This is a genomic window from Trinickia symbiotica (genome assembly GCF_002934455.1).
Taxonomy (GTDB): Bacteria; Pseudomonadota; Gammaproteobacteria; order Burkholderiales; family Burkholderiaceae; genus Trinickia; species Trinickia symbiotica.
The window spans coordinates 1-6718 of the sequence record NZ_PTIR01000048.1 but is presented as its reverse complement, the minus strand read 5'-3'; the positions used below and the strand labels follow the sequence as shown (position 1 = coordinate 6718).

Genomic DNA, 6718 nt, shown 5'->3' with positions numbered 1-6718 from the left:
CGCGGCACCATCTCGCGCCATTCTTGCGGCGCAACACTCGACCACAGATCGGGCGGGCAATACGTCAGATCAATATGGTTATCTGCGGAAATAAGCTTCTCAGCCATGGTCTCCCTCTTCTTCGAAAAGGCACGCGTCAATTCGGGCCGGGCAACGGTAAAAGCGCGAAACAAAGACACGAAACGTATCGAAACTGTACACGTGGGCGACGGCTGAGGCAAGTGTGCTAGGGGTATATGCTACGTATCGTATCTTTTGCGTGACAGGTGGTAACTTTCCAACTAGACTGCAAGCCAAAGCAATCGTTGCCGGGCAGTGTCGGCTGTGATGTGCAGCGACAACGGTGGCGCTTCTGCATCTCAACCTTACCAGGAGACATCGCATGAACGAGAAGCCTTCGAACACCGGGTCGCGCCAGATGTTTGGAGATATCGCTCCAAAACTGGCTGAACTTAGCGATGAGGTGCTCTTCGACGACATTTGGGAGCGTCCCCAATTGTCGAAGCGGGACCGCAGCTTGATTACTTGCGCGGCGCTGGTTGCGATGGGGCGGACAGAACAGATGGCGACACACTTTCCGCGCGCAATCCGCAATGGCGTTACCCAAGACGAGCTGATCGAGATGATCACGCACATGGCGTTCTATTCCGGCTGGCCCAACGCGGTAACCGCGGCTTTGCGAGCCCGCGAGATCTTCGCCAAGTCCCAATCGTGAGATGTCTGGTCCGACGCCTTGCGAGACCCGAGGTCAGTACACGACACAACACTAGGTAGCCGTGGAATCTCTCAACAGCCGGCTGGCGCTGTCGAGAATCGTTATCCCGAGGTAACAGTAGGAGCAGTGCGATGAAGTCGCGTGATCGGTCGCTGCGTTGTGCAGTAGAAAAGTGGGCGGGGCGAGATTTATCCCAGAATGTGCGTCTTAAGCGGGTTGGTCCTACTCGATTGGCGCAGTGGCGTGGCGTACAAATTGACGTTGCTGGGGCAAATGGAACGCATTCGATTCTGCTGTTTCGACATGAGGACGGTTCGTGGTACGTGTTTCCTCCGACGCCCAGGAGGGCCGTAATAGGACAGCTTTCCGTGACCAGTCGCCCACCAGTTTACTCTTTCGCAAGCGAAGCGGCCACGACGACGGTATGACGCAAGCGGGGCAGCCGACCGCATGTGCTGTGTCCATAACATAGCGACCTTTCCGCTTCCGGATCGCAGTGGTCCTACAGACGAGCAATCTTGCTGGCAATGATTTGCCAATTTTGACTCTCGTATTAAGAAGACGTATTTAACGTTATTTAACGTAGGTCAACATTTCGAAGCGGAGAGAAAAAGAATGTCGATTACTCGAAAGCTGATTGCAATGGGCGCCTTGGCCGCTGCGATGACGAGCGCGGGAACCTTCGCATTTGCGGGAAACGAGGCGCCGCCGAGCGCAGGCAGCGGTGGCTCTACGGTCTTCTCGAGCACAAAGGCGATCAAAGCTGAGCGCAAGGCCACACGAAGGGCGGCGCGCAAGGCAGCGCGAGCAAAGAAGAATGCCGAGATCAAACGGCTGGAACAATCCGGTTATAAGCCTGGCGGCAACAACCCGGACTACCCACGCGATCTCGAGAAGGCGCAGGGAAAGGCAGGTGTCGAACAGGGCGCCAGCCAATGACACGAGCTGCGCCAGTCGGCGGGGCAGGGACCGTTGCTGTAGGTGCAAAATCGGGCCCTGCGCCGGGTAGCATTTAAGCCGGCCGGTTAGCCAGTTCGTAGGATTTCAATTCGAACCCGGGAGCCGCTGCTTCCTCAGGCGTGAGTTGCGTACGTCGCTGCAATAGCTTTCGCGCGGCCATATGTTCTGACGGCCGATTTGTCGTTTCCACGGCGATCAGGCGTCCGCGCCGGAAACACAGTACCGTCAAGGCACGCTGTGCGGCATCCGCTAAGACTACCGTCTCGTCATGTCCGTCGGCGAGGCCTGCGATTTGCAGTTTATAGTCGCCCTGGTCAGTCCAGAACCACGGTACGGGAACGTACGGGCTGATCGCCTTTCCGACCAGCCGTGCGGCGACGGTGCGCGCCTGATCAACTGCATTTTGAACAGACTCCAATCGGACCGGTTTTTCTGCCCATGGGCTGGGGAACGAAACGAGGTCGCCGATTGCTGAGATGGATTTATCTGACGTTGTCAGCCATTCATCCACGCGTACACCGTTTTCAACAGCTAGACCTGCTTCGCGCGCTACTTCGATGTTCGGGACCACGCCGATACCGTAAACGACAAGGTCGGTATCGAACTGACGTCCGAGGGTAGTTTGGACGGCGCCTACTCGGCCCTTCTCGCCCTCCAGCATGCACTGCAGTCCATGACCGTAGTGAAGGCGTACGCCCCAGTTGCGGTGAACTTGGTCGAACAAAGTGGACGTTGGTGCCGAGACCGCGCGGGCCATCGGTCGTAGACCGATCTCGAGCACGTCGACCGAAACGCCGCGTGCCGCCGCGACAGCCGCAAATTCCAATCCAATGAAGCCGGCGCCGACCACGACCACACGCTTTGCAGCCGAGAGCCGAGGTGCTAGCGCGTCGGCGTCGGCCAAAGTGCGGATCCCAAAAACCCCGTCGAGTCCGATGCCGCGAACGGAGGGCACTCGATTCCTTGCGCCCAGCGCGAGTATCAGATGGTCGTAAGCTATCTGCTTGCGATCGGCCAACATCACCACGCGCCTTTCGCGGTCGATGGAGACGACTGACGATTCGATGAGATCGATGCGCTGCTGCTCGAAGAACGCCTGTGGGCGGAATTGCAGGGCGGAAGCCCCGATTTTGCCCAGCATGTACGCCTTCGACAACGGTGGGCGCTGGTACGGGAGGCCGGGCTCGTTTCCTACTAGTGTGATCGAGCCGGAAAACCCTTCTTGGCGCAGTGAAGCAGCTGTCTGATAGCCGGCTTGCCCGGCGCCCGCAATGACTACCGAATTCATGTTCATGCCTTCAATGACAAACCACGCCCCACGGGATGTTTTTCAAGCGCCGTCGTGCTGAATAAAAATACGATGCGTATCGTAACTATAAGTCTTGCCCGCCGAGGATGCAATCGGAAGTCGGCCCAACGTCAAGCAAAGTGCGAGGCACTTGCAGTCGTCTTCTGGAATGTGAACGCCGCTGGGCGCGGGTCATCGTTGTTCTGACATCGATCGTCGACGCTCCGATCTATACCGATCCTTCGCGTTGGCGGGTGAGTTCTTCGCACCGAGTAATCAGGCCGTTCTTCACTGTCCACTTGGCGAAGACATCGACCTGAATGACGTCCTCGTCCGACAATGTGGCGGTCACCACGTGCTGGTCGAAGACGATGTCTCCTTCAGAGACCATGTCGATGAAGGCGATCTTTCGGTTAGGCCGCGTTTCGCCCAGTTTGTCGAAATGCGCGATCAGTTGATCGAAGTTGGTGATCTTGCCATTCGCCCATTGCACATAATCGCGAGAAAAATATTTCACGAACTCCGAATCCAAACCTCGGTAGGCTTCGAACAAAGACTTCAATGCGCGACGTATGATTGCTTGGTTGTCCATGATCTAGATCTCCGGTGGGAAGTGAGGCTTGCCTAGCCTTTCGAGCCGGTCCGCTAACGTGGTTCCGGTTCCTGGACGACGAGTGCGGGCGCCTACCGACGATCGGCAAATGCTTTCGGGGGGCAACGCTGTCGTATTCGTTGAGTAATCGAACCGACCGCGGGGTAAATCAGCCGCAAGGGTGTGCCGCTAACACACCCTTGCGGCTGCTGGCTTCAGCTACTTAGTAATGGTCGCCGCGGCGCGTGGGGCAGAACGCATGCGGCGTAGACGGCTCGCCGTTGACCGTGGTGCCCCCGGCATGCAGGGCCGGCGTAATACTCAGAAAGGGGATCGGGAAAGGGAGCTGTGGGGTGCTCAACTCATTAAGTTTAGCAGTTTGCTCGGGCGTCAGCTGAACGTCGAGCGACTTGACGTTGTCTTCGAGTTGGCTGAGCGTACGCGCTCCGATGACGGTCGATGATACTCCTGGTCGCGCACGCACCCATGCCAGCGCCGCCCGAGCGATTGTCGTGCCGAGTTCATCCGCCACGCGTTTGAGCGCGTCCACGATTTCGAGGTGCTTCTCCGTCACCATCGGGCCCAAGACGGCAGCGCGGCCGCCTTCTGCCTTTGCCTGGTTTTCTCGCGTGTACTTGCCGCTGATGCGCCCGCCCGCGAGCGGCGACCACGACACCACGCCCATACCTAGCTCGCGCGCCATCGGAATCAGTTCGCCCTCAACCGTGCGCTCCGCAAGAGAATATTCGATTTGTGTGCCGATGAACGGCGACCACCCGCGGAAATGCGCGATCAGTTGCGCCTGCGTTGCCTTCCACGCAGGTGTATCGGAGACGCCGATGTAGCGGACCTTGCCCGACTGAACGAGGGTGTGCAACGCGGACATCGTCTCCTCGATCGGCGTGTGCTTGTCCCAGTTGTGCAGCCAGTAAAGATCGATGTAGTCAGTCTGCAGGCGCCGCAGCGATTGCTCGCAGGCGGCAATGATCGATTTGCGGCTGGAGCCGCCGCCGTTGGGATCGCCCGGATACAGGTTGGTGCTGAATTTGGTGGCGATGACGAGCCGGTCGCGCTGTTCGCGATTGTGGGTGAGATGGTCGCCGATGATCTTCTCGGAGTGGCCTTTTGTATAACCGTTGGCCGTATCGATGAAGTTGCCTCCGAGCTCGAGATAACGATCAAGGATGACCTCGGAGTCCTTGACACTCGAGCCCCAGCCAAGCTCTTCTCCGAAGGTCATGGCCCCTAGCGCCAACGGGCTGACACGCAATCCGGAGCGGCCAAGAGTGACGAAATGATCGAGGGACATCGTGTTCTCCTTCGCCGGATTAGATCCGGTGTTAGTCAATCAGATGGAAGAATTACGGGAGGTGCAAATCGCTGCCGTATGCGCCAATGCGTCCAGAAACCAACACGCATCGTTTGCCGGCGATAATCTCTTCAGATCTCCGTGACGAGTGCTTTAGCCGTCTTCGCTTGGCCGTTCAGGCGGACGGCAATGAGCACGGACGCGCATAGGAGCCAACCGGCGCCCACCATCACTGGCCCCTTGATCCCCACTGCGTCATACCCCCAGCTACCGGCTGCCGCGCCGAATGCATTTGCCACCTGAATCAGAGCCACTTGCAAACCGCCTGCGTTTTCAACATCATCGCCGAGCTGGCGCGTGATCCACGTGGACCAGGCAACAGGCACGCAACCTAGCCAGAAGCCCCACCAGCCTGCGATGGCGATCGCCATCGGATGGTTGTCTGCGATCCTCAAAAGGAACAGAGCAGCACAGGCGATCATCAGCGGCGCCAGGCCGAGCGTGAGCTTGAGTCCCATCTTCAGCAGCGCCGCTGACAACGACGTACCGACGAAATTGGCGACGCCAAACACCAGAAGGGCTATTGAAACTCCCGTTGCGTCAAAACCGGCTCGCACCTCTAAGAGCGGGCGAATGAAGGTGAACATCGAAAATTGTCCGGCAAACACTGCAGTCATCGCAACCATGGCGGCGCAGACCTCGGGACGCCCGAGTAACGCGATGACGCGCGCGACCGTACCATTGCGACGCGGCGCGGGCATCGAAGGTAGTGCGAAGTACTGCCAGGCCAGACATATTGCGCCGAGCACAGCAGCAGCAATGAATACGCCACGCCAGCCTACTGCGGTTTCGAGAAGGCTGCCCGCCGGCGCCGCGACGACCATGGATACCGAGACGCCGCCAAAGATTATGGACAATACCTTGGGCACTTCCGAGGGCCGCGCCAGCCGCAACGCAAGCGCGGCCGACATGGCCCAGAACCCGCCCACAGCAAAGCCGAGCAATACACGAGCAGCCAGGAGAATTCGGTAGTCGGGCGCCCATGAGACGAGAGCGTTAGAGAGCACAAGGATTGACGAGAACGCGAGTACTATCAGGCGCCGGTCGATGCCGCGGGCAATAGTGGTAATGAACAGGCTGCTGAGGATCGCGGAAACGGCTACGGCGGTCACGGATTGTCCAGCCATGCCTTCGGAGATGTGGAGGCCGCGTGCCATTGGAGTGAGAAGGCTTACTGGCAGAAGTTCAGCGGTGATCAGGGCAGCGACCCCGAGCGCGACTGAGAAGACGGCGCTCCATGCGGTTCTGGGCGGTGCATTTTCGGTGTCGGCCCTGAGCGAATCAGACATGAATTCTCCGATTTGTTATGAGTGGACAGCCGGGCGGCTTTCCCTGGCCGCCGGCGAAGGCCCAATTTAGTGCGTGTGTGCTGGCTTGAGAAGGCCGAAAAATCCGCATGCGGTTGTGCAACGAACTCACCAATTCGCGACGGTCGCTTCGGTTTTTCAGCGAGCCGAGGCGTGCGCGGCCATTCACATACCGCTCAAGCGGCCGCGACGGATCCGGCGCCTCGGGGTAGCTTGAGTTATTTGTCCAGCGGTTGCTGGGCTTTGCTCCGCGTTCACTCCTCGCATATGTGGCGCAATGGGCTTCTCGTCGCGGCTGGGAGCCGCTCGGGCGTTGCCCATTGCACCAACGTTCGATGATCGCGTGGCAAATTACTAGCTACGTAGCGTCGTTTTTCCGTTTAACTGACGTTGATGTTGTAAAGCTTCGCGACGTTATCGTGGACGATTTTGCGTCGGGTGGTGGGGGACAGAGCTGCGAGGTTCTTCTCGAGCATGGCGCGCGATT

General features: G+C 58.7%; 6 protein-coding genes. 2 read left to right on the top strand and 4 right to left on the bottom strand.

What is annotated here, in order from left to right:
- Positions 1-382 precede the first annotated feature (382 nt).
- The gene (locus B0G57_RS30540) at positions 383-715 is read left to right on the top strand and encodes a carboxymuconolactone decarboxylase family protein (protein ID WP_018443311.1); all 333 of its coding nucleotides are present in this window, start codon (positions 383-385) and stop codon (positions 713-715) included.
- A 642-nt stretch (positions 716-1357) separates the two neighbouring features.
- The gene (locus tag B0G57_RS30535) at positions 1358-1654 is read left to right on the top strand and encodes a hypothetical protein (RefSeq protein ID WP_223258725.1); all 297 of its coding nucleotides are present in this window, start codon (positions 1358-1360) and stop codon (positions 1652-1654) included.
- Positions 1655-1727: 73 nt separating this feature from the next.
- On the opposite strand, the gene B0G57_RS30530 is transcribed toward B0G57_RS30535, so the two are convergent.
- The 4 genes from B0G57_RS30530 to B0G57_RS30515 all read right to left on the bottom strand — a co-directional run bounded on the left by B0G57_RS30530 (position 1728) and on the right by B0G57_RS30515 (position 6213).
- Positions 1728-2963: an NAD(P)/FAD-dependent oxidoreductase gene (locus B0G57_RS30530; RefSeq protein ID WP_317615751.1), complete on the bottom strand. Its 1236-nt coding sequence runs from the start codon at positions 2961-2963 to the stop codon at positions 1728-1730.
- A 229-nt stretch (positions 2964-3192) separates the two neighbouring features.
- Positions 3193-3555: a nuclear transport factor 2 family protein gene (locus B0G57_RS30525; RefSeq protein ID WP_018443314.1), complete on the bottom strand. Its 363-nt coding sequence runs from the start codon at positions 3553-3555 to the stop codon at positions 3193-3195.
- Positions 3556-3778: 223 nt separating this feature from the next.
- Positions 3779-4864 (bottom strand): aldo/keto reductase, encoded by a 1086-nt coding sequence (locus tag B0G57_RS30520; RefSeq protein ID WP_102607235.1) that lies wholly within the window; start codon positions 4862-4864, stop codon positions 3779-3781.
- Between the two features lie 131 nt (positions 4865-4995).
- Positions 4996-6213, bottom strand: a complete 1218-nt coding sequence (locus B0G57_RS30515; RefSeq protein ID WP_018443308.1) for an MFS transporter — start codon at positions 6211-6213, stop codon at positions 4996-4998.
- Positions 6214-6718: the final 505 nt, after the last annotated feature.

Excerpts from the sequence above, each read along its gene's own strand:
- B0G57_RS30540 (WP_018443311.1), top strand. The coding sequence starts at position 383 with ATGAACGAGAAGCCTTCGAACACCGGGTCGCGCCAGATGTTTGGAGAT.
- B0G57_RS30535 (WP_223258725.1), top strand. The coding sequence starts at position 1,358 with ATGGGCGCCTTGGCCGCTGCGATGACGAGCGCGGGAACCTTCGCATTT.
- B0G57_RS30530 (WP_317615751.1), bottom strand. The coding sequence starts at position 2,963 with ATGAATTCGGTAGTCATTGCGGGCGCCGGGCAAGCCGGCTATCAGACA.
- B0G57_RS30525 (WP_018443314.1), bottom strand. The coding sequence starts at position 3,555 with ATGGACAACCAAGCAATCATACGTCGCGCATTGAAGTCTTTGTTCGAA.
- B0G57_RS30520 (WP_102607235.1), bottom strand. The coding sequence starts at position 4,864 with ATGTCCCTCGATCATTTCGTCACTCTTGGCCGCTCCGGATTGCGTGTC.
- B0G57_RS30515 (WP_018443308.1), bottom strand. The coding sequence starts at position 6,213 with ATGTCTGATTCGCTCAGGGCCGACACCGAAAATGCACCGCCCAGAACC.